We start from the raw sequence: 26754 nt of genomic DNA, 5'->3' as shown, positions 1-26754 counted from the left end.
TTGCGTCTATCCAAACACCCATTGCCCAATCAGCCAGGCATTCGCCCCACTGATCAGCGCAAACAGAAACCACGCCAGCAAGCGTGTTGGCAGCCGATTCACGAACGGCCCCATCAGCTGTTTGTCGCCGGTCATGCGAATCAACGGATACAGCGCAAACGGCAACTGCAGGCTGAGCACCACCTGGCTGAGGATCAGCAATTTGCCAATGGCATCGTCGCCCATCAGCCATACCCCCAGGAACGCGGGGATCAACGCCAGCCCACGGGTGATCAAACGCCGTTGCCAGCAAGGAATACGCAGGTTGAGGTAGCCCTCCATGATCACCTGCCCGGCGATGGTGCCGGTAAAGGTGGAACTCTGCCCAGAGGCCAGCAAGGCAATGCCAAACAGGATGCTGGCGAAGGCACCGCCGACCAATGGATCAAGCAGGTGATAGGCATCCTGGATCTCGACCACGTCGGTGTGGCCAGTCTTGTGGAAGGCTGCGGCGGCGAGCACCAGAATCGCGGCGTTGACCAACAAGGCCAGGGCCAACGAGCCAATGGTGTCGATACGCGCCAACTTGACCGCGTCCTGTTTGCTGGCCAGATCCTTGCCAATCAGGCGAGTTTGCACAATGGAGCTGTGCAGGTAGAGGTTATGCGGCATCACCGTGGCACCGAGGATGCCGATGGCCAGGTACAGCGGTGCAGCATCGCTGATGGCCGACAGTGACGGAGTAAAACCGCTGAACACGTCAGGCCAGTACGGTTTGATCAATACCAGTTCGATGAAGAAACACACGCCGATCGTCGCTACCAGTGCCAGCATGATCGCTTCCAGACGACGGAAACCCCGGTTCTGCAGGGCCAGGATCAGCAGCGTGTCGAAGGCAGTAATGACAATGCCGGTGGTCAGCGACACCCCCAGCAGCAAGTGGAATGCCAGGGCACAGCCCAGCACTTCGGCAAGGTCGGTGGCGACGATGGAGATTTCCGCCAACACCCACTGGGTGCGTGCAGACCGCCTGCTGTAGCGCTCGCGGCATAGCTGCGCCAGGTCCTTGCCGGTGGCGATGCCCAGCCGCGAGCACAGGCACTGCACCGCCATCCCCGCCAGGCTGGCCAGCAGCACCACGAACAACAGGTTATAACCGTAGCGTGAGCCCGCCTCGATGGCCGTGGCCCAGTTGCCGGGGTCCATGTAGCCAATGGAGATCAGCAGGCCTGGGCCGGCGAACATCAGCGCGCGCTTGAAAAACGAAGCCTTGGGATCAACGGCAACGGAACCGGCCACTTCCGGCGGGCAAAATGGGGCAGTAGCGATTTTTGGCAGGCTGAATTTCACGCGGTATCCCAGGCAAACACTCTCGATAGAGGCGCAGCTTATCAGTCGGACGCGACGGTGCGCATCACCGTGTCCCGCGGCAGGTCGAACGCTTCGACCACTTGCACCACCAGGTCCATCTCCTGGTTCAGCGCTTCACGCTCCATGCGCTGGCGAATCACGCCGACCACCAGCACCGCCAGCGTGGTGATCGAATACGCCGGGCCGGAAAACGCGCGCACGCCGCTGACCAACAGCATCGCCGCCGCCACCGCCTGCCCCACCACCGGAATCGCCGTGGCCGCACCGCGACGCAGGATAAACCCGGTCAGCCCGGCCAGCGCCGTACCGCTCAACGCGGTGGTGGCCGACCGGCCTACGTCAAAACGACTGAACAGCCCCTGCTCCTTTTGCGCGGCGGCCTTGAGTTCGGCGTCGAATACCTGCCGATCCGCGCTGCTGAGCTTGTCTTTGTACTGTTCGATGAGTTTTTCGGCGACCTCGGTTTCAAGATCGGCCAGCGCGACACTATCAAGAGGCTCATCGAACTTGATCCCCAGCCGCTGCACCACATCTTCAGCGATCTGGCGGTAACTCACGCCATGGCCTCGGGCCAGGTTCATAAAGGTATCGCCGCCCATGCGCTGCAACTCAATCGCCAGCTTGAGCGGCTCGCGCGCAGTGGCGTCTATGGATGCACTGCGTTTTTGCGCCATCAGTTCGGCGAGGAATTTCAACTCTTCAGGTCGCGCCTGTACCAACGCCGGGAACAACTCCGCGTCCTCTTCGGCAAAACGCACTTCAGCGCTGCGCTGGTCGGAGCGGATCATGCCGCGTCGCTCGTGCAGCAGGTCGGTGTACTGCACCACCGTCTGCAACTGCGGCCAATAGGCGGCGTGATCGAAGGTCGCCAGGTGCACGTTGGTGACCTTGGCCTTGAGCGCCGGCGTCACCGGGATCGCATAGCGACCGATGCAACGCTCAGTATCCGGTTTCAGCGCCAGCGCCCAGTCTTTGCTGGAGTGGCAGTTGATCACGCGCCCGTTGAGCGGCGCTGATACATCATCCCACGGGCTCGACGTACAGATTGCCCCGCCCATCAACAGCAGATTGTCCAATGGCAGTTCGCGGGCGGTGTCGGGGCTGGCGAGCAGGCTCTTGACCAGAATGCGTGCGCCAAGGGAATGGCCGATCAGGTTGATACGCCGGACTGCCAGGGACTCGCTGTGCAGGTAGTGAGCCAGTTCCGGCAGCAGGCTCCTGGCGACCTCGTCCACACGGGCCTCGACGCTTTTGTAGTGGTCGAGGAAATACGCAATCGCCTTGCCCAACCCGACAGTCGCCGCGCCCAGGCTGCCGCCGCCGAGCATCGCGCCGATCACATCCTTGAACGGTGCAAACAGGTTCTCCAGGAAATGCCCCGCCGGCCAGAACAACATCAGGTTGGTGGAGCCTTCGATACCCGCCAACTGTGCCTTGAAGCTGCCCAGTTGTTGCCGGTTGAAGAACGCCGAATAGCCGTGGACATAGAGATTAAGCACATCGCCCTGAGGCTCACCGCACATCAGGAACGTGGGCTTGCGGGTGCGGTGCATTTCATCCCACTGGTGTTGCATGGGCCGGTGACTCCGGGTGACAAGGGACGGCGATAGTAACAAAGGCCACGGCTCAACGTCGTACCGCTGGGGGAAAAGGCACCACGTTGGCCCCCCCTTTCTTTCAGAAGATGGAAGCAGCCTTGGACTTGGCCAGGTAACGCGCCGGTGAATCGCCCAGGTTACGGCGAAACACCGAGGTGAACGCGCTGGAGCTGCTGAACCCCAACTCGAACGCCACATCGGTAATGGACGAGCCATGACTGAGCCGCGCCGTCGCTTCCAACAGGCACACCTGCTGGCGCCATGACACAAAGGTCATGCCGGTGCATTCACGGAAGTTACGGGTAAAGGTGCGCCGGCTCATGCTCGACCAGTCGGCCATCTCGCAGATGGAAATTTTCTGCGTCGGTGCCTCAAGGAAACGCTGACAAGAACGGGCCAGCCGCGCTTCGGAGGGCAATGGCGCACTGAGGGGCAACTCGGGCATGGCGCCGATTTCATCGATCAGCAGGGTCAGCACACACCGATCGCGCACGCTCGGCGACGCCGATGGCCCAATCGCCAGCGCCGCCTCCAATAGATGGCGCAACAGCGGCGAGACGCCAAACACCTGGCAATAGTCCTGCAACCCAGCGCGTTGGGCCGCGTCGTCATTCAGGTAGGTATTGAGCATCACCACGTCGCCGCGCATGTGCATCTCATGGGATATCCCGGCCGGCACCCAAATGGCGCGCTGCGGCGGCACGACCCAATTGCCGAGGTCAGTGAACATTTTCAACGCGCCGGTGGACGCATAGGCGAACTGCCCGCGCCGGTGGGTATGCCGTGGAAACACCGTACCGGACGGGTACTCGCGCAGCGTCACCACCGCTTCGGGGCTATCGGGTTCATAAGGAGAAAAACTGAAGGTCGGTGGCATGGCCCAATTTTGTCAAAGTATGACCTGACATAGCAAGCGGGCCATCACTCTGCCACCTAGAATCGTCGCTCCCCAAGTTGGGTTCATATCGAAGGGATATTCGGAAAATGAGTGGCAAAAACTACTTGGACGTAAGCGTAGACGGCGCCGTTTTGATGGTGGGTCTCAACCGCCCGCAGAAGCGAAACGCGATGTCTCTGGAAGTGATGCACGAACTGCGCGATACCTTCACCAACATACCCGACGGCATTGGTGCCGCCGTGCTCTACAGCACCAGCCAGCATTTCTGCACGGGGTTGGACCTGTCGGAAATCCGCGACCAATCGGTCATCGATAACGTCCAGGCCTTCCGCGAATGGCACAAGACCTTCGAACTGATCCAGTTTGGCAAGGTGCCCGTGGTAGCCGCCATTACCGGTGCCGCCATCGGTGGCGGCCTGGAAATCGCCACCGCCTGCAGCTTGCGCGTGGTGGATGACAGCGCCTTCTTCTCGCTGCCCGAAGCCATGCGTGGCCTGTATGTCGGCGTCGGCGCCTCGGTACGCTTCCCACGTATCGCCGGCATCGCCCTGATGACCGACATGATGCTCACTGGCCGCACGCTCTACGCCAAGGAAAGCTATGAACGCGGCGTGGCCCAGTACCTGGTGCCGGTCGGCCAGGCGTTACTCAAGGCCACCGAGTTGGCACACAAGATCGCCGGCAACCTGCCCATGACCAACTACGCGGTGACCCATGTGTTGCCACGCATTGTCGATCAGAGCCAGCAGGACGGCCTGATGACGGAAGCCTTGATCGCCGCCGTGGTGTCTTCCGACATCCGCACACAGGATCGCCTGGCCGACTTCCTGGATCGCAAGAAGGACAAGATCCAGACCGCGCCAGCGGTGTAACTCCCGGTCGTGAACGTTGCCGGGCACACCTCGGCAAACCATGGATGGCCGTCACAACTCACTATTAACCCGGTGAAACCATGTTTCAGCACAGCACTCAAGACGATCTTTATCGCAGCAATGACGCGACCGATGAACGATTGATCAAAATCGAACGCAGCTGGCATAAACGCGCACAGATCAAGCTCGATTCCCAACGCCCGGATATCCAGCTGGACCTGCAGGCGCCGGACTTTCTCGAGGCCCTGTTACCTTTCGCCCATGACCCGCATTACCAGGCTTACCCCCATGCCCTGAAGCTGCTGATCCTGTCGGCCGGCTGGGTGATCTACAACCAGAAAACCATCGCCATCGAAACCGAGATCATTTGCCCGTCCTGCATCGACCTGCTGCAGCTGGGCTCGCGCCTGAGCTCCGCCAGCGCCGCGACGATTTCTGAAACCCTGGCGGATGAGGCTTATCACACGCTGTTTTCGATCAACATGTGTGAGCTGGCGATCACCCAGCGCGGCATGCGCATCAAATGGCCGGAGCTGGAACTGACCCGCCACCTGAGCCAGGCCCAGGCCACCTTGTCCGAGGCGGATTTCAAGATCTATCGCCTGGCCTTCTCGCTGGTCTCGGAGACATTCATCAGCGACTACCTGGCCGACCTCAGCAACGCGCCGGACATCCAGCCGGTGTTCCGCCATGTGGTAGCCCTGCACAAAAAAGACGAACTGGTGCACAAGCACATCTTTCCGCTGTTCGTGCAGCAGGTCGTCGGTGGCTTCACCGCGCAGCAAACCGCCTTGTTCACCCGCGGCATCGCCAACTCCATCCGGATCTTCCCGATGCGCGAGATTTCAGCGTGGCGAATCATCCTGCCGCAACTGCTCGAAGTATTCGGCGATCCCTCGCTGCTGCTACCGACTCAATTTACCGAGACCGGCGAAGCGGACTACTCGGCCATGCCCGAGATCCTCAGCTCCATCGGCATACACCCCGAAGCGGTGCTGCCCGAGTTACAGGTGATGAACGAACCGGTCACCACCGCTTGAAACCAGCGTGCTGCTGATCACTACAAATTCAATAGAGTAATTGTCATGTGTGGATACATTGGCGTCTTTGCCAAACAACCTCGTGCGTTCAACCCGAACATGTTCGATGCCGCCCTGCGTGCCATCCATCATCGCGGCCCGGACAGCTCCAGCCAATGGTTCGACCCCAAGGGCCAAGCGGCCTTTGGTTACGTACGCCTGGGCCTGGTCGGCCTGGGTAACGGCACCCAGCCTATCGTTGCCGACGAAGGCGACCTGGTGATGATGGTCAACGGCGAGTTCTATGACTATCAACGCATCCGCACCGAGCTGGAAGGCTACGGTTGCCGCTTCAAGACCTCGTCCGACAGCGAAATCGCCATGCACTTGTACCGCCGCCATGGCGTGCGTGGCCTCAAACAACTGCGCGGCGAGTTCACCATCCTGATTTTCGATCGCCTGCGCAAAAAGCTGTTTGCCGTGCGCGACCGGGTGGGTGTCAAGCCGCTGTACTACACCGAACATGAAGGTGCCTGGTACTTCGCGTCCGAGATCAAAGCCTTGCTTGCAGCCGGCGTGCCGGCACAGTGGGACCACGAAGCCTACGCCAATCGCGGCTTTATCCTGCGCGACCGTACCGTGTTCAACAACATCCGCAGCGTGAAACCGGGTTGCTGGATTATCGCCGACGAAAGCGGCCTGCAGACCGAACAGTACTGGGACTGGGACTTCCCGGATGCCGAGGCGACCGAACAGCGCAGCGAAGCCGAGATGATCGAGTTCCTGCGCAACACCATCGAGGAGTCCGTACGCCTGCGCCTGCACGCCGATGTGCCGGTGGGCGTGTGCCTTAGCGGCGGCCTCGATTCGTCGGCCATGCTGGGCATCGCCACCGAGTTGACCGGCCAATCTTTGCAGGCGTTCCACTTGTCTTTCGAGGGCGAGCAAGCCTACGACGAACGCCAGTACGCCGAAGTGGCCGCCCGGCATAACCGCGCCCACCTCAACGTGCTGTCGGTGAACTCTTCCGACATGGCGGACAACTTCGAAAATGCCCTTTGGCACGCCGAAATGCCCTTCGCCAACGCTCACAGCGTGGCCAAGTACCTGCTGTGCAAATACGTGCAGAACCAGGGCATGCGCGCCGTACTGACCGGTGAAGGCGCCGACGAAGTCTTCGGCGGCTACCCGCATTATCGTCGCGACATGGTGCTGTACAACCATGAAAACCAGGACCCGTCGGCGATTGCCGAACTCAGCCGACGCCTGCACGCCAGTGAAGACCGTTACCTGCCTGGCGGCAAGAATGACGTGAAATGGGTACAGGACGAGCTGGGCCACGGCGTGTCCTGGCTGCAAACTCAATCGGCGTTGTTCGGCCCCCTGGCGCAACTGTACAGCGACGATTTCCGTGAGCGTTTCAGCCATACCGATGCCTATCGCGAGTTCTACGACCGTCTGAGCCCACGGGCACTCAACGGCTGGGAGCCGGTGAACCGCTCGTTGTACATGGTCGCCAAGTCCAGCCTGCCCAACGTGGTGCTCACCTCCCTGGGTGACCGCATGGAAATGGCCGGCAGCCTGGAAGGCCGCCCACCGCTGCTCGATCACCAAGTGATCGAGGCCGCGTGCCGCCTGCCGGTGAACATGAAAGTACGCGGCGCCACCGAAAAGTACGCCCTGCGCGAAGCCATGCGCCCTTACGTGCCCCAGGCTGTGCTGGATCGCAAGAAGCAGTACTTCCGCGCGCCACCGGCGTCCGAAAGCCCGCAATCGAAGCTGTATGAAATGATCAACGATGTGTTGAGCGGCCCGGCATTGAATAACGTGCCGTTCTTCGATCCGCGTAAAGTGCGCGCGTTGCTGGCAACCCTGCCAAGCTTGTCCACCGCCCAACGCGCCTCGGCAGACAACCTGCTGATGGAAATCGCCGGGCTGTGCCTGATGCAAAAACGCTTCGCCTTGAACTGACTTCCTGGCGGCACATCGCGATCGCGCTGTGCCGCCTGACCCAAGGAGGGTCCATGCTGAAAAAACATTTGTTTCTGGCCGTGCTCGTTACCCTGGTGTGGGGGGTCAACTTCCCGATCACCAAACTGGGCCTGCGCGCCATCGATCCGTTTGTACTCACGGGCATCCGCTTTGCCCTCGCCGCCCTGCCCCTGGTGTTCTTTATCAAACGCCCCGCCGTCAAGTTCAGCTACGTGGCCGCCTACGGCTTTATCTTCGGGCTGGGCATGTGGGGCGTGATCAACTACGGCATCCAGGTGGGCGTGAGTCCCGGTATTGCGTCGTTGATCATTCAGCTCAGCGTGTTCTTCACCATGGGCTGGGGCTTTGTGCTGTTCAAGGAGAAAATCCGTGGTGCGCAGATGATCGGCGCCGTGCTGGCCTTGATTGGCCTGGCCGGGATCATCTCCACTCAGGAAGGCAACCATGCGGTGCTGGGCGTCCTGCTGATCGTACTCAGTGCGGTGGCCTGGAGCGTAGGCAACGTGATCATCAAGAAATCCGGGGTCAAGGAGATCTTCTCGTTCATGGTCTGGGCCAGCCTGATCCCGCCGATCCCGCTGTTCCTCACCGCCTGGCTGATGCACGGCAGCGCGGCATTCGAAGGTTTGCAAAGCAGCCTCGACCTGACGGCGATCCTCTCGATCCTGTTCCAGGTCTACTTGGCCACGCACTTTGCCTACTGGGGCTGGAACTCGCTGCTCAAGCTGTACCCGGTGTCCACCGTGGCGCCGCTGTCGTTGCTGATTCCGGTGTTCGGTATCACCAGTTCGATGCTGATCCTCGACGAGCGCATTTCCACACCGAACCTGATCTCGATCGGGATCATCATTGTTGGCCTGGCGGTGGGCCTGTACCGCAGGCCAGTCAATCTCGCGCCCGTGGAACCGCAGCCGATTGCCCACATGGATAGATAGTCATGGCATGAATTCAGGATTTTGTTCGCGTATGGGCTGCGCGAGCACCTGCATGACTCGCCGGCGATAAAAGTCGCTCATCGCGTGCAAACCTCAGGCCACGGGGGCTGGGACGATGAGTTCCAGATCCCCGACGCCCTGGCCGGCGAGCAGCATTGCCTTGAGGTCAGGCGTTCGCGACCGCGTTCAGCAGGCAAAATTGTCGATCTTGACCTGACCATCGGGAAACGTCGCAATGATTTCCAGCTCGCCGCCCATCGCACGGATATAGTCGCGCAACGTGCTGATGTACATGTCGGTGCGCCGCTCCATCTTGGAGACGGCGGCCTGGTTGATATTCAATGCCTAGGCCAGACTTTGCTGGCTCAACTGCTGAGCTTTGCGCAGCTCATGCAGAGGCATTTCCTGCAGATGTTGCTGGACCAGCTGCTGCGCTTCAGCACGCGCCTGCGGCGTCATGCGAGCTTGAAGTTCAGCGAATTGCTTCGCCATGGGTACGGCCCTCTTTACGCAATGCTTCCAAATGCACGTCATACAGCTTTTCAGCCACAGGGACGTGCTCCTCATACCACCGGTGCCGAATTCATCCATGTACTCAATGTTCCAACCCATGAAAATATTCCACCCAGGGAATATAAACTCAAGAGCCTAAAACTAGAAGATGAAGTGGCCTGGCTTCCACTCGCAGGGGTCGGCAAATTGTTTGTACATCCTTCAGCAACGACCCCAGTGCGCTCAGTCCCTTGTAAAAACGTTGCTCCATCACACGCATACGCGGCAAAAACACAATTATCGAAATGTAAAAGGCGCTCTAATACCCGTCTGTTGATTGGCTTTGAAGATCCTGGAGTTCCTAATGCCCCATGAAGGCAACCTGTTACAAGCAGCCGTGGTGTTCCTGCTCGCCGCCGTGTTGACCGTGCCCCTGGCCAAACGCCTGCAATTGGGCGCGGTGCTGGGCTATCTGTTCGCCGGTGTGATCATCGGCCCGTCGGTGCTGGGCCTGATCGGCAACCCGCAAAGCGTCGCGCAGTTCTCCGAGCTGGGCGTGGTCTTGCTGCTGTTCATCATCGGCCTGGAATTGTCGCCCAAGCGTTTATGGGTGATGCGCAAGGCCGTGTTCGGCGTAGGTCTGGCGCAGGTGCTGCTCACGGGCCTGGTGATGGGCGCGGTGGCGTTGTGGCTGTTCGGCCAGTCGTGGAACAGTGCGATCGTGCTCGGTCTGGGCCTGGCCTTGTCATCCACCGCGTTTGGCCTGCAAAGCCTGGCCGAGCGCAAGGAGCTGAACCAGCCGCATGGCCGCCTGGCCTTTGCGATTCTGCTGTTCCAGGACATCGCCGCGATCCCGCTGATCGCCATGGTGCCGTTGCTGGCCGGCAGCGATCACCCGACCACCGAAGCCCAGGGCCTGCAGCATGTGTTGCAGATTCTCGGCAGCATTGCGGTGGTGATCATCGGCGGACGCTACCTGTTGCGGCCAGTGTTTCGCGTCGTCGCCAAGACCGGCCTGCGCGAAGTGTCCACCGCCACCGCACTGTTGGTGGTAATCGGCACCGCCTGGTTGATGGAACTGGTGGGCGTGTCCATGGCCCTCGGCGCATTCCTCGCCGGCCTGCTGCTGGCGGACTCGGAATACCGCCACGAACTGGAATCCCAGATCGAACCGTTCAAGGGCCTGCTGCTGGGTCTGTTCTTCATCAGCGTGGGCATGGGCGCCAACCTCAGCCTGCTGCTCAGCTCACCGCTGGTGGTGATCGGCCTGACGCTGCTGCTGATCGGTTTGAAACTGCCGCTGCTGTATGCCGTGGGCCGCATGGTGGGTGATCTCAATCGCGAGAGCGCCCTGCGCCTGGGCGTGGTGCTCGCAGCGGGCGGTGAGTTCGCCTTCGTGGTGTTCAAGATAGGCCGCGACCAGGGCCTGTTCGAACCGCACCTTTACGACATCCTGGTGCTGACCATCACCCTGTCCATGGCGGTGACGCCGTTGCTGCTGTTGGTGTGCCCGAAGCTGTTCAAGCCCAAGGTCAAACCAGTGGAAATCCCCGAGGCGTACCGCACCATCGAAAGCGACGCGCCCCGTGTGGTCATCGCCGGCATGGGCCGTATGGGCCAGATCGTGGCGCGGATCCTGCGAGCTCAGAACATCTCGTTCATTGCCCTGGACACGTCGGTGGAAACCATCGAACTGACCCGCAGTTTCGGCGGCATGCCGGTATTTTATGGCGACCCGCAGCGCCCAGAGATCCTGCACGCCGCCAAGGTCGACCAGGCGGAATTCTTCGTGATCGCCATGGACGACCCGGAGATCAACATCAAGACCGCCGAGCTGGTGCGCAATCTCTACCCGCACATGAAAATCATCGCCCGCGCGCGTAACCGCCAGCACGTGCACCGCCTGGTGGACCTGGACGCATCGCCGATTCGCGAGACCTTCTACTCCAGCCTGGAAATGAGCCGTCGCACCCTGGTCGGCCTCGGATTGAGCCAGGCCCAGGCCGATGCGCGCATCACCCGCTTCAAGAACCACGACCTGCAAGTGCTGGCCGCGCAACACGCGGTGTACGACGACGCCGCCAAAGTCATGCAAACCGCCCAGGAAGCCCGGACAGAACTGGCGCGATTGTTTGAGATGGACCGACTTGAGGAAGAGTCCGACAAGGTGTGAGGCTATGGATGAACGATTTTGCGAAATTTCTGACAGAATACGGCGCAATTTCGTTCATCCCCGGAGCGCTTCATGGCCACTTTCACCAAGACCGCCGTCCTGCTGGCCCTCGCGCTGACCGCCGGCAGCGTATTCGCCGCTTCCAAGCCGACCACGCAAACCATCTCCACCTTGGGTGGCAAGTTCACCTTCAAACTGCCCAAGGCCTACGTCGCCGACACCCTGCCGGCCGGCAAGGCCGAGGATGGCACCGCCGACACCCAGGGCACGATGTATGCGAACCAGACCACGAAAAGTGTGGTGATCGTCGCCGAAACCGTGCGTAACGATGGGGTAACCATCGGCGACAACGACGCGCCATTCCTGGATGGCGCTGTGGCCGGGTTCGTCAAGGACCAGAGCGCTGCGCTGCCTGACTTCAAGAAACAGAGCGAGAAGAAACTGACGTTCAAAGGCCTGGGCCTGCGCCAGGTAGACAGCACCGCCACCCAGGGCGGCGGCAAGACGCTGAACTCCACGTTCCTGGGTGGTTCGGGCAACCACCTGCTGGTGATCCAGGCTATTTCACGGGCGGATGACGCCAAGGGGCATGCGGCGTTGGTCAAACAGATTACCGGCGGCAAATAACCTTTCGACGGTCAGTGCAGGCTTTTTTCCAACCAGGCTTTCAGGTCCTGCACTTCCGTCTCGCTGATGGTATGCGGCATGCCGGGGTACCCATGGAACTCCGGCTTTAACCCCAACCCGGTCAGCACCTCATTCGCCCGTGTCGCTGACACATACGGCAAAGCCTGGTCCAACGTGCCATGGCCGATAAAGATCGCCAGTTTGCCCAGTGACGCGTTCGGCTTCAGCTCAGCCTTGAGCACCGGCAACACGCTGCCACTCAACGCCGCAATGCCGCGCAGCAGTTCCGGCCGGCGCAGGCCCACCTCGTAGGACATGATCGCACCCTGGCTGAAGCCCACCAGGAACACCCGATCCGGTTGCGTGTGGTACTTGGCGGTGGCTTTGCCGACAAAGTCTTCGATCAGCTTGGCGCTGCGCTGCAGGTCAGCGGTTTCGCCATCGTAATCACCGTCGCCGGGTGTCTTGGTAAACCAGCGATAACCGTGCGGGTCCACTGGCATCGGCGCACGGGCCGACAAGTAGGTCCAGGTGGACGGCAGCGCGTCCTTGATGCCGAACAGCTCCTCCTCGTTACTGCCAAATCCATGCAGGAAAATCACCAGAGGCTGGTTACGCGCATCGCCCTGGGCCTGTTCCAGGTACGACAAAGGCAAGTCGGTGTGCAATACATCGTCGGCATGGGCGGTGCCGACTACCAGCGTCAGCGCCAGGGCGAAGCGTTTGAGCATGGGACGTTACCTCAGGGTTTGCGTAACAGATAGGTGTCCATGATCCAGCCATTTTGCAGGCGCGCCGCCTTGCGCACCCGTTCGATTTCTTGCGCTACCTCACTGACTTTGCCGCTGATCAGGATCTCATCCGGCGTGCCCAGGTAGGCCCCCCAATAGATATCCAGGTCCTGATCCGCCAGGGTGCGGTAGGAGTCTTCGGCGTCGAGCATCACGACCAGCGTGTCGGCATCACTCGCCTGCCCCGCCGCCAAACGGCGCCCGGTGGTGATCTCAACGGACTTGCCAATTCGGTTCAACGGCACTTTGTGCTGGGCTGCCAGGGCTTGCACGCTGGTGATGCCAGGGATCACTTCGAACTCGAACTCACTGCGGCCGCTGGCGAGAATCGCCTGCAGAATGCGGATGGTGCTGTCATACAACGCAGGGTCGCCCCACGCGAGGAAAGCGCCCACTTCACCGTCAGCCATTTCTTCGTTGATCATGCGTTCGAACGTCTGCTGCTTGTCGCGGTTGAGGTCCTGCACGGCGGTGGTGTAGTCGATATCGCCGCGCACACGCTCGGGGCAGTCGGCCTCGACGAAACGGTAGCCAGGCTCGGTGATGTAGGTCTCGCAGATTTCGCGACGCAGGTCGATCAACTTGTCTTTGCTCTGGCCCTTGTCCATCAGGAAAAACACGTCGGTGCGATTGAGCGCCTTCACGGCCTGCATCGTGATGTAGTCAGGGTTGCCGGCGCCAATGCCGATGATCAGGATGCGTTTCATGGGTTGCTCTCATTGCGGGGCGTGGATTTTGCCATGTTCAGGCGGCTAGGCGTGAGTTTCCAGGCGCAGGCGCCACACGTCGTTGAAGCGCAGTTCAGTGGCAGACAGCGGTTCGACATCGATCAGGTAGAACATCGAAATGGGAAACCCCAGGGCGTAGAACATTGCGGCCCGGATCACAAAGGGGTGGGTGACAGCGACGATATGGCCGGGTTGGGTTTCCAGGGACTTCATCCATTGCCCTACCCGTTTGCACACCTGGTCCACCGATTCGCCACCATGGGATGTGCTGGCGCTGTTGCCCTGCCAATCCATCAGCTCCTCACGGTCGATATCATTGATGTCCTTACCTTTCCAACGACCAAAGTCGCCATCACGCAAGGCGTTATCCACCTGGGGATTGCGACCGAACAAGCCTGCTGTCTGGCGGGTACGCGCCTCTGGGCCGCAGACCAGGCGCAGGCTTTTCTTATAGCGGCCGGCAAGGGACAGGCCCGCATATTGCCAGTCCATCGCAACGGACTCGTTATCGGGGAAGCTGCCCTTTTTTTGCTGTGGCGTCACGGCATGACAAATAAGTGTCAAACGAGTGGCCTGCATCACAGGTTTCCTGAAGGATAGGGATGAGGCCAGCAAGATTGGAGCAGTTAGCGCAGGGACGCAACGCCCTGTGCCAGATAGAGCACCTGGTAACCCCTACCTGGGTGCTCCGTATCCAGTGCCTTGGCCGACAACGTAATACGCACCAAACGCCACGCTTGCACATCCAGCGCCAGGAACACCGCAAAGGTGTCGCTGTTGTCAGCCAGCTGCCGATTGCGCTGCTTCTCCTCGGCCAGCACCGCCGCCCTGTCCGCTCCCGGCGCCAGCGGCCACTCCTCGCGATACAAGCTCAACGCACCCTGCGCCGGGCCACGTTGCACATCCAGCGGTAACCAACTCTCAATGTGCGGCCGACCAAAGCTATCGAGCACCTTCTGAAAACGCTCGCCGAGTAAAAAGTCAGCGGCCTGCAACGGGTCTGCCCACAGGTACACCGACGAATACACATTGCCGCCGTGCTCCTGGGCGATAAATGCCTTGAACAGCAACCCCTCGGCGTGATCCCACAACGGCCCCAGTTGCGCGGCGCGGCGGCGAATCACGCCCATGTCGTAGTCAGCAGGCAAGCGGTGTGAATATTGTTTGGCAAACATGCGAAAACTCCTGTGCAAGATGAGGGATCAGCTTGCGCAGCGACGATCATTTCAACAAGATATCAGCCAATATAGGTGCGATAAGGAGTCAATATGACTGACGCGCTAAAACCGCTGGATATCGACACCGTCCAGGCCTTTGTGCTGGTAGCCGATTTCGCCAGTTTCACTCGCGCTGCCGAAGCCCTCGACACCTCCCAGGCGGCGATCAGCCTCAAGCTCAAACGCCTGGAAGAACGCCTCGGCTATCGCCTGCTCGAACGCACGCCTCGGCATGTGCGGCTGTCGCCCCGCGGCGAACAGTTCATCGTCGCCGCCCGCGCCCTGCTCAATGCCCATGAACGCGCCTTGGCCGATATGGGCAACCCCTTGCTACGGCGCCTGGTGATCGGCATCAGCGACCACGTGGCCGGCCCCGACCTGCCGACTTGGCTCAGCCGCCTGGCCGCCTATGACCCCTTGGTGATCCTCGAAGTGCGCATCGCCTCCTCCCGCGATCTGGTCGCCGCCTTTGATCGCAATGAGCTGGACGCGGTCATCGTGCGCAACGAGGGCGACCGCCAAGACGGCGAAGTGTTGGCGGTGGAACGCTTTGGCTGGTTCGCCGCCCCGACCTGGCAACACAGTCCCGGCACGCCCCTGCGCATGGCCACCATGGCCGCGCCCTGCGGCGTTCGCCACCTGGCGACACGCGCACTGGATGAGGCACGCATCGACTGGACCGAAGTGTTCGTTGGCGGTGGCGTCATGGCCGTGGGCGCCGCCGTCAGCGCCGGGCTCGGCGTGGCGGCCCTCGCCCATCGCGTGGCGCCGACGGGTGCGGTGGAGGTGAGCGAGCAATACGGCTTGCCGCCCTTGCCAGTCAGTGAAGTGGTGCTTTACAGCCGTATCAGTGACGTGCGCTCCAGGGAAACCTTGCGAGCCCTGAGCACGACCTTTCGCGGCGTCCTACAGCGCTGAATTCAGGCCTGCCAGTAGGCTTTTCCGTGGGAGCTGGCAAGCCAGCTCCACCTTTTCAACCGGGTTTGACATGCAATCTAAACCGTCAGTCAAACCACTCCCGCCGCCCCTCAAACGTCCCCACAATCAACGCCACAATCATCCGCACTGCCTCCCTATCCGCCACCTGCGCATTCACCGCCAGCCACACCTGCCGCTGCATGCTCTCGGTCAACAACCCCGGCAACGCCACCAAGCCCCGGTCAAAACTGCTCATGTAATGCGGCAGCAACCCAATGCACGCGCCACAGCGGATCATCTCCAGCATCAGCGAATACGCATGCACCTGCACCACCGCTGCCAGGCGCTGTTCCACCACATGGTTCCAAGCCCGCAAGGCGCCCACCTGCGCATCGGGCTGCCATTGCACCAGCATGTAGTCGTCGAGGTCTTCCAGGCTGTCTGGCCGCGTCGTCAACCGTGAATATCGCTTGGCGATATGCGGCACGTAGTGCAAGCGCGCCAGGGCCTGTGGCGGCTCGGTGGCAAAGCTCGGGCCAGGCACGGGGCCATCGGCGTCCGACAGCCACAGCACCACGTCAACATCCACCGCTTGCAGCGACAACTGGCTGTCGATGGAGATGATCTCCAGGCGCACGCTGGCATTGCGACGCAGCAAGGCGATCAGGTCGCGCCCAAGGATGTCGTGCAAGATCGGTTCGGCCACCGCCAGCCGAATCAGCGGCTGCTCCGTGACCGGCAAACGCCGTTCATGGGCCAGGGCAATCAATTGGGCGTGCAATTGCTGGCCGTCGCGACTGAGTACCAAGCCATTGCCCTGGTAGCTGAACAGCGAATGGCGCACGTGCTCTTCAAGCTGCGCCAGGCGCTTGCGCAACAGCGTCGCCTTGATATTCAGACTGCGCGCCGCCTGCATGAAACAGCCGCAGCGCGCGCTCACCAGAAAGTAGCGCGCCACCTCCGGGTCGATCTCATGGGCCAGGGCCAGCCAGCGACTGCGCCCCTCCGCCGGGGCGCGATAAGAGGACGGCACCTGCGGGGCGGACGGTTCTAGAAATGCCATGGGAGACTCCCTGTCTTGTCGGTCTGTGCATCCAATGCGGGTTGACGCGGGTTACTCCAGCACCTTGTTCAGTTCGGCGCCGTCGATACTCAGGGTTGCGGTGTTGAGCATGCCTTCGAGGTAGGCCTTGGCGATCTGTTCCTGACGCTGGGCACGCAGAGCCTGCGTAAGACGTTCGCGCAGTTCGTCGAGGGTCGCAGTACGCGCCGGTTGCTGGCCGGTGAGCTTGAGCACATGAAACCCCGCCGCGCTCTGCACCACGTCCGACACCGCGCCGACCTTGAGGCGCGACACCGCACTGCGAACCTCCGGCACCAGCTGTTGCAAGGGCTGCATGCCCGAGTCGCCACCGCGCGCGGCAGAGTCGGTGTCCTGGGAAAACTGCGTGGCCAGGGCGGCGAAATCAGCCGGCGCAGCCTGGGCACGACGGCTCAGTTCCTGCGCTTGGCGCCGCACGCTGTCGACGGTTTGCGGGTCATGGGTCGCCAGGAAAATCTGGCTCACCTGGTACAACGGTGGCGTCACCCATTGCGCCTTGCCACTGTCGTAGGCCAACTGCAACTCCGCGGCGCTGGGATAATCGGCCGGCACCTGACTGACCGACAGCATGTAGTCGCGAAACACGATTTGCTCGGCGGCGGCGCGGGTCTGCTGTTCCACGTCCGGGCGCTGACGCCAGCCCTGGGCGTCCGCCTGTTCGAGCACGGCCTTTTGCGCCAGGCGTGAACGGATCCAGGTCTCCAACGCGCTGCGGTTGCCGCGCAATTGCTCGCGGGACTCGGCAGGCAGGCTGGCCAGCACGGTTTTCAGTTCCGTCAGGTCGATCTGCTGATTGCCCAGGCGGGCCACCGCCGGTCCGGCCGATACAGGGTTGAGCACCGGTGCCGGTTGCTGCGCCGCCACCGGGTCGCTGCCCGGCCGCAGGCTCAAGCCCACCGCCACCACCAGCAAGGCCAACGCACCCGCGCCGACCATCAGGGTTGGCTTCTTCACAATACCGGTGCCTCGGCTTCAGCCTGCAACTGCGCCGCCTGCTGGCTGTATTCACGCAGGTAGACGATGAACTCCTGCAACAGGCGGTCCCACAATTCCAAATGGCTGCGCAGGTGCGTGGCGCCGACGCCCGCCACCACCACGTCCATTTCCATCAACAAAAACTCGCCTTGCACCGACAACCGCGCAAAGCGTCGCGATGCGTTCCACACTTGGGCCAAACCTTCGGGCAATTCGCCCTGGATCCGCAGCGCGCAGCTGTAGGTGAAATCCACATACGCACCCTGCTCTGCCGCCGGGTTACCGAAGCGCACGGCAAAGCCGATGCCCTGGCTGGCGCTGAGCAATTGCACGATGCCGTTTTGTTCGGTCTGGTTGACCCGGTAGCCGGCCTCCTGCAGCAACTCGGTGAGGCTCTGGGGGGTGACGCTGGTGATCAATTCGCTCATGGTGATCTCTTCCCTGTCTATCAATGATTGGCGGTTGCCTGGGGCGCATCGAAACGGCTCTTGTACAAATCGTCGCCAAAGCCCTGGGCGAGTTCCTCGAACTTGACCCGCGCGCTGCTGGCGAAGGGCTGGCGAATACTCATCACCTCGGCCACATCGATTTTTTCGTAGGCCGCGAGCAACTGCTGAGCCACGCCGTACATCTGTTGATTCTTGACTGAACATTGCTGCACTTGTGTGTCACGCTCGCTCAGTTGTGCCTGCAAGCGCGCTCGCTCGGCCTCTTTGCCCTTGGCCAGCACCAGCAGTTCGTCATAGGCCTTCTTGAACTTGCCGATCTGCTCATGACTGGCCGCCACCTGGGCCTGTGCCTGGCTGTGCAGGCTGTGTTGCTGACCGGCCATTTGCTCGGCCACGCCACGGGCCTTGTCCAACTCAGCCGTCAACTGCTTGATGTGTGCCTGGGCCTGCTTGGCCTGGTTTTCAGCCGCAATCCGCGCGGCGCTGGCCTGGGCCTGTTCGCTTTGCAGGGCCTGCAATTGCTGGGTGGTGCTGCGCAGTTGCGTACGCAGGCGCTCCTCCATGCCTTCAGCCGACGCGCCAGTGGTGACCAGCAGCAGCAACAGCCCGCAGATTCGCGTGTTCATGTGGCATCTCCCTGCGCATCAAAAGCGCGTGTTGAGTTCCAGTTGCATCACATCGACTTCGAACGGCGCGCCATACACTTGCGAGGCGCTCAACCAACGCGCACTGGCGTAGATGTTCTTTTCGATGCCGTAGTTGGCGCCAATGAAGTACCCCTTGGCGTTGGTGCCGCCCAGGTGGAACGACGAATCGTTGAAGCCGTCAGGCAGGGCGTCAGGCTGAATGTACTTGTAGCCGGCCAACACGTTCCAATCACCGCGCTTGCGCATTTCCAGCGCACTGCCGAGGGTGAAGGAGACCATCAGCGCATTGCCGCCACTTTCAAACTGGCCCTTGCTGTTGATGTTGTTGACGATCTCGCCTTCGCTGCGCTTGAGCATTTCGCCCTTGTCGTAGGCCAGGTTGTGAATGAAGTTGCCTTGGGTACGTAGCTTGAAATCGCTGGGCAGTTCGGCATCCCAGGCCAGGTTCAGGTCGAGCACGTCGAACTTGGACGCCAGGCCCACGAACTGCGGTTGCGGGGTCAGGCCAGGGGTGGCCGGGTTGGGGGCGATGTCGCGCAGCAGGAACACGCTGTTGCCCTTCTGCATGAAGGCCAGGCGCGAGCCGTCGCTGTCACAGGCCGGCTGGCCGGACCAGGGGCGGCAAGCGCCGGAGCGTTCACCTTCGATATCGTCAAAGTGGTAGTAGGCCACCGCGCCCTTGAGGCTGTTTTCGCGGTTGATCTTCCAGTTGGCGCCGATCTGACCACCAAACAGCCACTTGGTCTCGCTGTCTTCCTTGTCGAACCCGTTACTGCTGGCCGAGTCGGAGGTGTACTCCACCGGGAACGCACCCAAGGTGCCGAACAGGCCCCACTGGCTGTTCAGGGCATGGTTGAAGTTGGCAGCGATACCGTCGAAGTTCAGGTCACCCGAATACATCATGTCGGTGGAATAGAACGGGTTGGCGAAACGCCCGGCGGTGAGGGTCACGTCCGGGGTGGCCTTCCAGCTCAGGTAACCCTGATCAAGCCAGATGTCTTTCTTGCCAAAGCCGCCGCCCAGGGTCTGGGTGGTGGACACTGGGTTGTTGTCGGAGCCGGTGCCGACACGGATGCCGGCGGTCCAGTCCGGCGACAGCACCGCTTTCATGCCCAGGCGCGCACGCAGGCGGAACAGGTTCTCGCGGTCCTTGGTGGTATTGAGCAGCGGTGGCAGCTTGGTGTTGGTGTCCTTGTTGGTGTCGTACGGGCCGCTCTCATTGAGTTTGGCGTAGTCGACAATCTCGTTGCTGTTATTGCCCGAGAAGTAACGCGACTCGTCCCGCAGGCGGATATCACCGTCAAAGCTGATGCGCGAGACCCAGTCCGGGAAGGTATTGGGCTGTGCCCAGTTTTCCTGCTTGGCGGTGGCCATGACCTCGGCCTTGACCTGGTCACGAATCTGATCCTTCACCGCCTGCGGCACGTACTGCACACGCACATCGCCGGGTGCGGCAGTCGGGCCTGCAGCAACCACCGGTGCGGCATTGGCCTGGCGTGCCTGCTGTGCCTCTTTTTCGGCCTGGGCGATCAGCCCATTGGCCGTGTCCTGGGTCAGCACGCCTTGCTGCACCAACAGGCGGATCAGGTTGATGGTGACGTTTTCCGAGGGCGCGACCGGGGCGGCAGCCGCCTGGCCGACCAGGGTCGCGATGACCATGCCGACCGCCAGGGTCAGTCGATTCACGGGGGAAATCATGTGTACGCAACTCCTGTAAAAAACCGTTGTAAAAGGGTTTGTTCAATCCGGACGCCGGCCCTTGAGGGACAGGCGCATGGGCAGCGTCAGAGACGCCGGCGGCTTCTGGGTGGCACGCGGTGCCTGGATCAAGGCGAGCATCTGCGCGTCGGTCTCGGCATCCCCGCTGGACTTGGCCACCAGTGCCTTTGTGACTTGGCCGTCGGCGCCCAACCACAGGTCTATCTGTATCGAGAAGGCCTTCTTGCGCAGCTCAGGGTCTTCGCGCATCAGCCGTTGATACGTGCCGGCCAGGTACTGCTTATAGGTGCCCGTCCCCAAGCCGCCGCCGCCACTGCCGGCCATGCCACCGCCCTTGCCGGCGCCGATGTTGAAACCGTCATTGCCCGACTGGGCGTCGCCGTCGATCTGCATCGGGTTGGCCAGATCCTCGTTAGGCGAAGGCGGCGCTTCCTCGGCTGGCTTGACCTCCTCGGGCTCGGGGCTTGGCACCGGCTCCGGGATTTTTTCTTCGACCTGGGGCTCAGGCTCCTTGGGTTTCTCCGGCGGCGGTGGCGGTGGTGGCGGCAACGGGATGATCGTCGGCACCTTCGGCGCTTCGCGGCGCACGCCACTCATGTCATTGGCCCACTGCCACAAGCACCAGGCCGCCACGGCGCCCAGCAATAGGCCGGCACCCCACTTCAACGGGCGCAACGGCGGCTTCTTTTTTACGGACAAGGGCGCGATCGGGATCTGTGCAGTCATGGTTCAGCCCTGGCTCGGCTTGCCGGTGACCAACCCGACCTGGGACAGCTCAAGTCGGCGCAGCAGGTCGAGCACTTCGATCACCTTCTGGTACTGCACCATCGCATCGCCACGTACGATGACCGGAAAATCCGGGTTCAGCGCTTTCTCGATGCGCAGGCGTTCTTCCAGCTCGCCGAGCGTCACCGGGTAAGCGTCGAGGAACACCTGGCCACCGTCATTCACGGAGATGGCCTTGGTCTTGGCCTCCGACAACGACACCGAGGTGCTGGCCTTGGGCAGGTGAATCTGGATGCCCGACACCTGGGCGGTGGCGGTGAGGATAAACATCACCAGCACCACCATCAGCACGTCCACCAGGGGCGTGATGTTGATGCTGTCGACGGCGGCGTCATCGTCATCGTCGTGGGAGGCATTTACGGAAGCCATGGCGATTCTCCTCAGGCCAGAACCGGCGCATGGTGGTCACGACGGTGCGCCGCTTCGCTGTGCTGGCTCTCGCCGTGCATCTCCGCCAGGCGGGTGATGAACTCGTCGACAAACACGCGCATGTCCGCGCTGACTTCCTTGTTGCGCGTGATCAGGCGGTTGTAGCCAAACAACGCCGGGATCGCGACGAACAGGCCCATGGCCGTGGCCAGCAGCGCCGCCGCCATACCGGGGGCGATGGCGTTGATGTTCACGTCACCGGCCATGGCCGTGCCGAGGAACACCACCATGATCCCCAGCACGGTACCCAGCAGGCCGATGTACGGGCCGCCGGCAATGGCGTTGGACAAGGTCGAGAGCTTGGAACTGAGCGCCTGGTTTTCGCGGGTGCGCACGCCGTCCATGGAGCAGCGGATGGCTTCGATGGTGGCGGCGGAGACCGACGAGGTGTCGGCGCCCTGAGCGCGACGGGTGCGGATCTCCTTCACCGCCACCAGGTACAGGCGCCACAGCGAAGAATGAGCCAGGCGTTCGCCCAGCGGGGCATCGTCGGCGTACATCTCCAGGCGCGTGCCGATCTGCGCGAAGTGCTCGCGGAAGACCTCGTTGGCGCTGCTCACACGGCTGACTTGGCGGTTCTTGCGCAACATGATGACCCATGACTGGAACATCATCGCCACCAGCACCAGGATGATCACCCAGGCATCCACCGGAACGGCGTTGAGCAGGAAGCCCAGGCTGCCGAAACCGAAGCCGGACTGTTCTTCATCCACACCGTAGGCCACCAGTTTTGACTCGGCGCCTTGGGCGCTGGCATCGGCCAGCAACAGTGCCGCCGGACGCGCCACTTTGGACAGGCGCAGCTCATCGATGGCCCCTGCGAATGGCGGCCGCGTGCTGCCGGCTTCGGGCAGATCGGCACCGATGGCCAGTGGGGTGTTGAACGCCGGCAAAGCGACGGCCAGGGTGGCGGTTTCGCGGCCATTCACATACAGCGAGACCTTGTCACCCTCGGCGGTGAACGCCAGGTGCTGCCATTGGCCGGGGTTCAGCGGTTGAGTCGACACGGCGCGCTGGCCGTCGATGTCCACGAACGGCATGCCCTGGTTCAGCCCCAGCAACAGGCTGTGAGGGCCATCACGTCGAGCCAGAACGACTTGCTCGCCGCTGGCCTGGTCCAGGCGCAACCAGGCGCTGAAGGTGAACGCGCCACCTGCGGCGTGTTGCAGCGAAGGGCTGGCCGGTAACATCAACGCTTGGCCGTTGAACTGCAAGGCGCGGCCGATCACTCCGTCGATGCTCACACCGGTGGCGTTCAACGCGGTGTTGGCGTAGGCCGTGGTGTCCCGGGCCGGTGTACCGTTGGCCCCGTCGAAATGGTAGAGCGCGGTGTAGTTCGGGTCGAAGGTCAGTTGGCCGTTGGCGGTGGCCGGTGCCTTCTGGTTGCCGTAGTACATCCACAAGTCCTGGCGCTGGCCACCTTCGACCTTGGGCACATCGACCCAGATCAGCGCCATGCCCATCAACGGATCGAAGCTCTCAATCTGATGATTGAACACCGTCTTGTCATCGGCACTCACGAAACGCAGGTCGGCGCCGTCATCCTTGACCCCATCAAAGGTAAAGTTGCCAGTGTGCAGGCGCACCAACAGCGCGGTGCGGCCCAGGGCCTGGTTGATCGCGGCGCCTTGGGCGGTGGTGTCTACCGAGATCTGCTTGCGGTAGTGCCAGTCGTCCTGCCACCAGGCGTGGGCGGTGGCCGGGAGCGTGAAGCCCAGGCAGATCAACAGGCTCAGGAATAGGCGTTGCATGGGTGAAGTCTCCGGAAGAAAAAGTCAGAAAGTCGCCTGCACACTGAAGTGCAGTCGCGAGTCCTGTTTCTGGGTGTTCGGTCCATCGAGCAGCGGGTAGCCCCAATCCAGGCTGCCGGACAACCATTTGCTCAAACTGGCGCGGGTGCCCAGGCCGACACTGGCCAGGCTGTATTCGTCTTCTTGCTCGGGCAGCGGGTCGTGCAGGCGCATGCGCGCACCTTCAGCGAACGCGTAGAAGCGCCACTCCTGCACATAGCTGCCGAGGAGCTTGGCCAGGGACGGCGTGCGTAACTCCTGGGAGAGCAAATACCCTTCGTCCCCGGTGCGTTCGGCCGCCAGGTAACCGCGCACCGAGGTGGCGCCACCGGCGGAGTACTGCTCGTTGGAGACCAGCGGGCCGGAGGCGAGTTGGAAGCCGCCCTTGGTCGCCGACTGCCAATCGTTGGCGAAGGTGTAGGTGTAATTCAGGTCACCTTTGAGCACGGCAAAACTGGCACTGGCCTTGTAGCGCTTGTACTCGAACGCTTCGGCATCGCTGCCATAGCCAAAGAACGCGCGGGTGCCCACCACCAGGTTCAGGCCCAAGCCCAATTGCGATTGCTCGGTGTAGCGAAAGCCGTTGTAACCCAAGGTGAACGGCGCGTATTTGAGCGGCACCTGGTCGCTGCTGGCGCCGAATTTCATCTGTTCGTCGAAGTCTTTGAAGTCCACGCCTAACGAGAATGAGTTGGCCCAGTTACCCGCCGCAGGCAGGTTGTAGATGGCTGACACACCGTATGAATGCCCTTTGCCCAGCACGTTGCTGCCACCGATGGTGGCAATGTTGCTATCGGACTGGTAACCGGAGAACTGCAAGGTCCAGCGCTCGTTGAGCGGTGCGCTGTAGGAGCCCGACCACACCTTGGCATTTTCGGTGTCCTGGGGCGCGGTGAAGTAGGTCAAGGCAATGCTGTGGCCCAATTGCCAGAGGTTGTCATACCCAAGGGTCGCTACCGAGCGCAGCTTCTCGGTGTCGGCGCTGTAGTCGTTGTTCAGGCCGAGGCTGGCGTGCCAGGGGTTCTGGTCTTCCACCTGCAAATCCACGTCCATGGTGCCGGGGCGTTGCCCCTCGCGTACCAGCGGCGTGACCTGGCGCCCAGCGCCACGATTGAGGCCCGCCAACTGTGTCTGTACCGTGGCGAAGTCCGGCACCGCGCCCTCCTCCAGAGCCGGCACCTGCTCGCGGATTTCCACCGGCGAATAATGCTTGGCACCCACCACGCGCACCCGGCCGACTTTGGTCTCGCTCACCTGCAGGTAGACAATACCGTCATCGACCTTCTGCTCCGGCAACTCGACAAACACCGACTGGTAGCCACGCGACTGGTAGATCTTCTGCAACGCATCGCGGGCGCCTTCGATATCGCCCAAGGTCTTCTGCGGCCCCAGGAACGGATACACCGCTTCCTCGATCGTCGCCGCATCCAGGACCGTATTGCCACGCACGAAGTACTCGTTGACGTCGACCTTGCGCGCGCCCTCGTCTTCCTCGGCCGACACCGGTTGCGCCAGGCTCCCCAGCGTCACGCAACACAGCGCCAACGTTAATTTGAACAGATGCTCCACACCGCCCCCTGACTGTCTGATTTTTTGCGCCATCGCCGGATGTCCGGCGTGCGGCCTGCTCAATTGCTGGTGATCGAGGTGCTGCCGTGGCGTGCCAGCCAGGTGTGCAGCAGGGCGAAGTTCAACGAGAACTCCGGCATGTGCAGCAAGGCGCCACAAAACACGTCACCGATGATTTTCTGGATAAGTTGCACCGCACGCGGGTTGTTCAGCAGCGTGGCGATGTCGCGGGTCAGGGCATGAATGCTCCAGACCTTCTGGTTGAGGTCCAGGCCGACGAACCAGCGGAACAGTAGGTTGTAGTTCAGCTGTTCATGCAATTGCTGCTCGCTGGGCACCGAGTACAACAGTTGCAGCAGGAGGATCTGCAGGATGGTCTGTGGGGCGATCGACATCGCGGGTTCGGCGTTGAGCCAGTCACGGTGCTGGTCGAGCACTTCATCGATCTGTGGGCGCAGCAACACCAGGGAATGGCTGGCCGGGATGTAGCTGGAGACTTCCTTGCGGGTGCCCTGCCAATCGTCCTGAGAGACGATCCAGACCCAGGGGGCGCCATAGCGATAGACCGACACCGGCTTCTTGCGCGCGGCTTCGACGATCTTTGACAGGCGCTGATCGAGCTCCTGCATGCCGACTTTCGAGTAACGTTCCATAGTTCCCATTGCCCCACTCCTGGCATCCTGCTTGCGGCTGAAAAGCCCACCTTTCTGGTGGGCTCAAGCGCGTTACACAGAGGAGACGGGAGTGGCCATGGGCTACCGAACTTTTGTCATGAAAGCTTCATTTTGGATTGGGTGGGGGGCAATTCTTGGTGGTTGGATCAAAGGCAGTTACGTGTAGGCGCTGGCTTGCCGACGATGCAGGCGAATCGGTACATCGGGCACACCCAGGTGATGCCATCGCAGGCAAACCAGCGCCCACATTTTTACGAGTACGCCAGACCTGAACCGAGGCACTAAAGCCGCCGCGCTTTTGCTTTTGATCTGGGGCGCCCCGGCAGGACGCCGGGTGAGCCGCCGTAAGGGCGGACCCCATACCCGCCGTTACCTAAATAACGGATATGTACTCACCCCCCAGAACAAAACCCAACCCCCTGCAACGGCAATTCATAAGACTTCTTAACCGTCCGCACCACCAACGTCGAGGAATAAGTCCGAATCGGAATATCCCGATAAGTCTCCAAAAACCGATAGATATACTCGGTGTACTCCGCAGCATCCCGAAACTTCGCCACCATCACAAAATCAAACTCCCCGGTCATCAAATAACAATCCTGAATCTCCGGATGACTCAAGAGTATGTGCTGCATCCTGCGATCAATATCATTGCTGTCCCGATCCAGCTTGATCAGAAAAAAAGCGGTCACCTGGATCCCCAGCTTGCGCTCATCCAGTACCGCCACTTTCGCCTTGATAATCCCCACGCTTTCCATGCGGCGGATCCGCCGGTAACAACTGGTGGATGACAGCCCCACACTGTCGCTCAACAATTCCAGGCTCTGGTCGCAATCCTTTTGCAACTTGCCCAGAATCTTCAAATCCATGGCGTCTGTCATCGGTTCCAAATCGTCCTTGAAAATTGCAATGAATCCGTCGTAATGACGGGCCAATTTGCACAAATCCTGCGCAGTGGCTAGTTAACATCGATTCAGCTTAGCAGCCCGGCCAACACCTGGCCT

General features: G+C 61.4%; 25 protein-coding genes and 1 pseudogene. 7 read left to right on the top strand and 19 right to left on the bottom strand.

From position 1 onward, the window contains the following. Positions 1-6: 6 nt before the first annotated feature. The 3 genes from AC4PS7_RS13385 to AC4PS7_RS13375 form a co-directional block, all read right to left on the bottom strand. Positions 7-1329, bottom strand: a complete 1323-nt coding sequence (locus AC4PS7_RS13385) for an Nramp family divalent metal transporter (RefSeq protein WP_010211114.1) — start codon at positions 1327-1329, stop codon at positions 7-9. Between the two features lie 41 nt (positions 1330-1370). Continuing rightward, positions 1371-2924, bottom strand: coding sequence for a DUF726 domain-containing protein (locus AC4PS7_RS13380; RefSeq protein ID WP_021493296.1), 1554 nt, complete (start codon positions 2922-2924; stop codon positions 1371-1373). A 103-nt stretch (positions 2925-3027) separates the two neighbouring features. Then, positions 3028-3825, bottom strand: coding sequence for an AraC family transcriptional regulator (locus AC4PS7_RS13375; protein ID WP_198831590.1), 798 nt, complete (start codon positions 3823-3825; stop codon positions 3028-3030). A 107-nt stretch (positions 3826-3932) separates the two neighbouring features. Between AC4PS7_RS13375 and AC4PS7_RS13370 the strand changes: the two genes are divergently transcribed. The 4 genes from AC4PS7_RS13370 to AC4PS7_RS13355 all read left to right on the top strand — a co-directional run bounded on the left by AC4PS7_RS13370 (position 3933) and on the right by AC4PS7_RS13355 (position 8664). Continuing rightward, complete coding sequence (locus AC4PS7_RS13370) at positions 3933-4718, top strand: crotonase/enoyl-CoA hydratase family protein (protein WP_010211117.1); 786 nt, start codon at positions 3933-3935, stop codon at positions 4716-4718. A gap of 80 nt (positions 4719-4798) precedes the next feature. Further along, positions 4799-5758, top strand: coding sequence for a diiron oxygenase (locus AC4PS7_RS13365; protein WP_176332119.1), 960 nt, complete (start codon positions 4799-4801; stop codon positions 5756-5758). A gap of 45 nt (positions 5759-5803) precedes the next feature. Further along, a complete protein-coding gene (asnB, locus tag AC4PS7_RS13360) occupies positions 5804-7708 on the top strand; it encodes an asparagine synthase (glutamine-hydrolyzing) (RefSeq protein ID WP_492179477.1) in 1905 nt (634 codons plus the stop codon). A gap of 53 nt (positions 7709-7761) precedes the next feature. Then, positions 7762-8664, top strand: a complete 903-nt coding sequence (locus tag AC4PS7_RS13355) for an amino acid metabolite efflux pump (RefSeq protein ID WP_010211120.1) — start codon at positions 7762-7764, stop codon at positions 8662-8664. A gap of 186 nt (positions 8665-8850) precedes the next feature. On the opposite strand, the pseudogene AC4PS7_RS13350 reads toward AC4PS7_RS13355, so the two are convergent. Next, a pseudogene (locus AC4PS7_RS13350) lies at positions 8851-9156 on the bottom strand (XRE family transcriptional regulator). Positions 9157-9520: 364 nt separating this feature from the next. Between AC4PS7_RS13350 and AC4PS7_RS13345 the strand changes: the two are divergent. Together AC4PS7_RS13345 and AC4PS7_RS13340 are read left to right on the top strand one after the other, a co-directional pair. Continuing rightward, positions 9521-11329, top strand: coding sequence for a monovalent cation:proton antiporter-2 (CPA2) family protein (locus tag AC4PS7_RS13345; protein ID WP_010211122.1), 1809 nt, complete (start codon positions 9521-9523; stop codon positions 11327-11329). A 72-nt stretch (positions 11330-11401) separates the two neighbouring features. After that, positions 11402-11956, top strand: a complete 555-nt coding sequence (locus AC4PS7_RS13340; protein ID WP_010211123.1) for a DcrB/PsbP domain-containing protein — start codon at positions 11402-11404, stop codon at positions 11954-11956. A gap of 11 nt (positions 11957-11967) precedes the next feature. On the opposite strand, the gene AC4PS7_RS13335 is transcribed toward AC4PS7_RS13340, so the two are convergent. The 4 genes from AC4PS7_RS13335 to AC4PS7_RS13320 are packed head-to-tail and all read right to left on the bottom strand — an operon-like array spanning position 11968 to position 14650. Beyond that, on the bottom strand, positions 11968-12687 hold the full coding sequence (locus AC4PS7_RS13335; protein WP_492179476.1) for an alpha/beta hydrolase: 720 nt from the start codon (positions 12685-12687) through the stop codon (positions 11968-11970). Between the two features lie 11 nt (positions 12688-12698). Next, complete coding sequence (cobF, locus tag AC4PS7_RS13330) at positions 12699-13454, bottom strand: precorrin-6A synthase (deacetylating) (protein WP_010211126.1); 756 nt, start codon at positions 13452-13454, stop codon at positions 12699-12701. Between the two features lie 45 nt (positions 13455-13499). After that, positions 13500-14054: a histidine phosphatase family protein gene (locus tag AC4PS7_RS13325; protein ID WP_021493298.1), complete on the bottom strand. Its 555-nt coding sequence runs from the start codon at positions 14052-14054 to the stop codon at positions 13500-13502. Between the two features lie 47 nt (positions 14055-14101). Beyond that, a complete protein-coding gene (locus AC4PS7_RS13320; protein WP_021493299.1) occupies positions 14102-14650 on the bottom strand; it encodes a DUF4865 family protein in 549 nt (182 codons plus the stop codon). Positions 14651-14743: 93 nt separating this feature from the next. On the opposite strand from AC4PS7_RS13320, the gene AC4PS7_RS13315 reads away from it, so the two are divergent. Beyond that, positions 14744-15610: a LysR family transcriptional regulator gene (locus AC4PS7_RS13315; RefSeq protein ID WP_021493300.1), complete on the top strand. Its 867-nt coding sequence runs from the start codon at positions 14744-14746 to the stop codon at positions 15608-15610. A gap of 85 nt (positions 15611-15695) precedes the next feature. Here the strand turns inward: AC4PS7_RS13315 and AC4PS7_RS13310 are convergent, their stop codons facing one another. From AC4PS7_RS13310 to AC4PS7_RS13260, 11 genes are all read right to left on the bottom strand, one after another. Continuing rightward, positions 15696-16673: a LysR family transcriptional regulator gene (locus AC4PS7_RS13310; protein ID WP_010211130.1), complete on the bottom strand. Its 978-nt coding sequence runs from the start codon at positions 16671-16673 to the stop codon at positions 15696-15698. Between the two features lie 51 nt (positions 16674-16724). Then, a complete protein-coding gene (locus AC4PS7_RS13305) occupies positions 16725-17666 on the bottom strand; it encodes a peptidylprolyl isomerase (RefSeq protein ID WP_021493301.1) in 942 nt (313 codons plus the stop codon). Continuing rightward, a complete protein-coding gene (locus AC4PS7_RS13300; protein WP_010211132.1) occupies positions 17663-18115 on the bottom strand; it encodes a YbjN domain-containing protein in 453 nt (150 codons plus the stop codon). The genes AC4PS7_RS13305 and AC4PS7_RS13300 overlap by 4 nt, the downstream gene beginning before the upstream one ends. Before the next feature lie 20 nt (positions 18116-18135). Next, positions 18136-18762 carry a DNA repair protein gene (locus AC4PS7_RS13295; RefSeq protein WP_069672678.1) on the bottom strand — a complete coding sequence of 209 codons (627 nt, stop codon included), beginning with the start codon at positions 18760-18762 and terminating at the stop codon, positions 18136-18138. Between the two features lie 18 nt (positions 18763-18780). Then, positions 18781-20481, bottom strand: a complete 1701-nt coding sequence (locus AC4PS7_RS13290; RefSeq protein ID WP_010211134.1) for a putative porin — start codon at positions 20479-20481, stop codon at positions 18781-18783. A 42-nt stretch (positions 20482-20523) separates the two neighbouring features. Further along, the gene (locus tag AC4PS7_RS13285) at positions 20524-21228 is read right to left on the bottom strand and encodes an energy transducer TonB family protein (protein ID WP_047542670.1); all 705 of its coding nucleotides are present in this window, start codon (positions 21226-21228) and stop codon (positions 20524-20526) included. Positions 21229-21231: 3 nt separating this feature from the next. Beyond that, entirely contained in the window at positions 21232-21657 is a 426-nt protein-coding gene (locus AC4PS7_RS13280; RefSeq protein WP_492179474.1) for an ExbD/TolR family protein, read from the bottom strand. A gap of 11 nt (positions 21658-21668) precedes the next feature. Next, positions 21669-23468 (bottom strand): DUF2341 domain-containing protein, encoded by a 1800-nt coding sequence (locus tag AC4PS7_RS13275; RefSeq protein ID WP_042571541.1) that lies wholly within the window; start codon positions 23466-23468, stop codon positions 21669-21671. 24 nt (positions 23469-23492) lie between these two features. Continuing rightward, a complete protein-coding gene (locus AC4PS7_RS13270; RefSeq protein ID WP_042571555.1) occupies positions 23493-25076 on the bottom strand; it encodes a ShlB/FhaC/HecB family hemolysin secretion/activation protein in 1584 nt (527 codons plus the stop codon). A 59-nt stretch (positions 25077-25135) separates the two neighbouring features. Beyond that, positions 25136-25729: a transposase gene (locus AC4PS7_RS13265; protein WP_021493306.1), complete on the bottom strand. Its 594-nt coding sequence runs from the start codon at positions 25727-25729 to the stop codon at positions 25136-25138. A gap of 413 nt (positions 25730-26142) precedes the next feature. Further along, positions 26143-26619: an Lrp/AsnC family transcriptional regulator gene (locus AC4PS7_RS13260; protein WP_029529171.1), complete on the bottom strand. Its 477-nt coding sequence runs from the start codon at positions 26617-26619 to the stop codon at positions 26143-26145. Positions 26620-26754: the final 135 nt, after the last annotated feature.

The organism is Pseudomonas sp. DW-iso3, assembly GCF_058725305.1.
Note: the sequence above shows the minus strand (reverse complement) of the source record. Positions and strands in the feature narration are given on the sequence as shown.

Coding starts and splice junctions, on each gene's coding strand:
- AC4PS7_RS13380 (WP_021493296.1), bottom strand. CDS start 2,924: ATGCAACACCAGTGGGATGAAATGCACCGCACCCGCAAGCCCACGTTC.
- AC4PS7_RS13375 (WP_198831590.1), bottom strand. CDS start 3,825: ATGCCACCGACCTTCAGTTTTTCTCCTTATGAACCCGATAGCCCCGAA.
- AC4PS7_RS13370 (WP_010211117.1), top strand. CDS start 3,933: ATGAGTGGCAAAAACTACTTGGACGTAAGCGTAGACGGCGCCGTTTTG.
- AC4PS7_RS13365 (WP_176332119.1), top strand. CDS start 4,799: ATGTTTCAGCACAGCACTCAAGACGATCTTTATCGCAGCAATGACGCG.
- asnB (WP_492179477.1), top strand. CDS start 5,804: ATGTGTGGATACATTGGCGTCTTTGCCAAACAACCTCGTGCGTTCAAC.
- AC4PS7_RS13355 (WP_010211120.1), top strand. CDS start 7,762: ATGCTGAAAAAACATTTGTTTCTGGCCGTGCTCGTTACCCTGGTGTGG.
- AC4PS7_RS13345 (WP_010211122.1), top strand. CDS start 9,521: ATGCCCCATGAAGGCAACCTGTTACAAGCAGCCGTGGTGTTCCTGCTC.
- AC4PS7_RS13340 (WP_010211123.1), top strand. CDS start 11,402: ATGGCCACTTTCACCAAGACCGCCGTCCTGCTGGCCCTCGCGCTGACC.
- AC4PS7_RS13335 (WP_492179476.1), bottom strand. CDS start 12,687: ATGCTCAAACGCTTCGCCCTGGCGCTGACGCTGGTAGTCGGCACCGCC.
- cobF (WP_010211126.1), bottom strand. CDS start 13,454: ATGAAACGCATCCTGATCATCGGCATTGGCGCCGGCAACCCTGACTAC.
- AC4PS7_RS13325 (WP_021493298.1), bottom strand. CDS start 14,054: ATGCAGGCCACTCGTTTGACACTTATTTGTCATGCCGTGACGCCACAG.
- AC4PS7_RS13320 (WP_021493299.1), bottom strand. CDS start 14,650: ATGTTTGCCAAACAATATTCACACCGCTTGCCTGCTGACTACGACATG.
- AC4PS7_RS13315 (WP_021493300.1), top strand. CDS start 14,744: ATGACTGACGCGCTAAAACCGCTGGATATCGACACCGTCCAGGCCTTT.
- AC4PS7_RS13310 (WP_010211130.1), bottom strand. CDS start 16,673: ATGGCATTTCTAGAACCGTCCGCCCCGCAGGTGCCGTCCTCTTATCGC.
- AC4PS7_RS13300 (WP_010211132.1), bottom strand. CDS start 18,115: ATGAGCGAATTGATCACCAGCGTCACCCCCCAGAGCCTCACCGAGTTG.
- AC4PS7_RS13295 (WP_069672678.1), bottom strand. CDS start 18,762: ATGAACACGCGAATCTGCGGGCTGTTGCTGCTGCTGGTCACCACTGGC.
- AC4PS7_RS13290 (WP_010211134.1), bottom strand. CDS start 20,481: ATGATTTCCCCCGTGAATCGACTGACCCTGGCGGTCGGCATGGTCATC.
- AC4PS7_RS13285 (WP_047542670.1), bottom strand. CDS start 21,228: ATGACTGCACAGATCCCGATCGCGCCCTTGTCCGTAAAAAAGAAGCCG.
- AC4PS7_RS13280 (WP_492179474.1), bottom strand. CDS start 21,657: ATGGCTTCCGTAAATGCCTCCCACGACGATGACGATGACGCCGCCGTC.
- AC4PS7_RS13275 (WP_042571541.1), bottom strand. CDS start 23,468: ATGCAACGCCTATTCCTGAGCCTGTTGATCTGCCTGGGCTTCACGCTC.
- AC4PS7_RS13265 (WP_021493306.1), bottom strand. CDS start 25,729: ATGGAACGTTACTCGAAAGTCGGCATGCAGGAGCTCGATCAGCGCCTG.
- AC4PS7_RS13260 (WP_029529171.1), bottom strand. CDS start 26,619: ATGGATTTGAAGATTCTGGGCAAGTTGCAAAAGGATTGCGACCAGAGC.